Raw genomic sequence first — 618 nt, 5'->3', positions numbered from 1 at the left:
GTAAAGAATCCACCTTCTAAAGAAGGTGGCTTTGTTTTAACCCCCTAAAAGGGGGCCTTTATTCAAGAGCAAGTTGACCCTGCTCTTGCCGCTCTACTTTCTCTTGATGCCTAACGTATCTACGGATTATTTCCTCGTTAATTCCAATCGAATCGACGAAGTATCCTCTCTGCCAAAAATGATTTCCCCAAAGTTTATTCTTACGTAGGTAAGGAAATTTACTGAATATTTTCAAAGCTATCTTACCTTTTAACGCCCCCATTAAATTCGATATAGATATCTTCGGAGGTACCTTCACCACTAAATGAACATGGTCAACTTGAACATTTAGCTCCATGACTATGCATCCCATTTGATGGCAATAAACCTGAATGCATCGATAAACCTCTTTTCCGACATTACCTTTCAATATCCGAAAGCGGTACTTTGGTGTCCAGACTATATGATATTGACATCGCCAGAACACATGCGATGCTTGCTCGTATCTACTCATGTTATTTGCCTCTTTTGACTTCGCTAAAAATCAAAGATGCATTTAACATGGGTAGGTATACAGGCAAAGCCTCAAATGATGATAACCACCTACTGAAGTAGGTGGTTTTGGGCTAAAAATAAAAA

At 39.2% G+C, this 618-nt stretch carries 1 protein-coding gene; it reads right to left on the bottom strand.

Annotated elements, in window-relative coordinates:
* Positions 1–58: 58 nt before the first annotated feature.
* A complete protein-coding gene (tnpA, locus tag MMG82_RS21405) occupies positions 59–493 on the bottom strand; it encodes an IS200/IS605-like element ISShes8 family transposase (protein WP_039978090.1) in 435 nt (144 codons plus the stop codon).
* Positions 494–618: the final 125 nt, after the last annotated feature.

The sequence above is a fragment of the Shewanella sp. MM_2022_3 genome (assembly GCF_022557375.1).
Lineage (GTDB): Bacteria > Pseudomonadota > Gammaproteobacteria > Enterobacterales > Shewanellaceae > Shewanella > Shewanella xiamenensis.
Note: the sequence above shows the minus strand (reverse complement) of the source record. Positions and strands in the feature narration are given on the sequence as shown.

Bases quoted from the DNA above. Each gene is read 5' to 3' on its own strand.
- tnpA (WP_039978090.1), bottom strand. From the start codon at position 493: ATGAGTAGATACGAGCAAGCATCGCATGTGTTCTGGCGATGTCAATAT.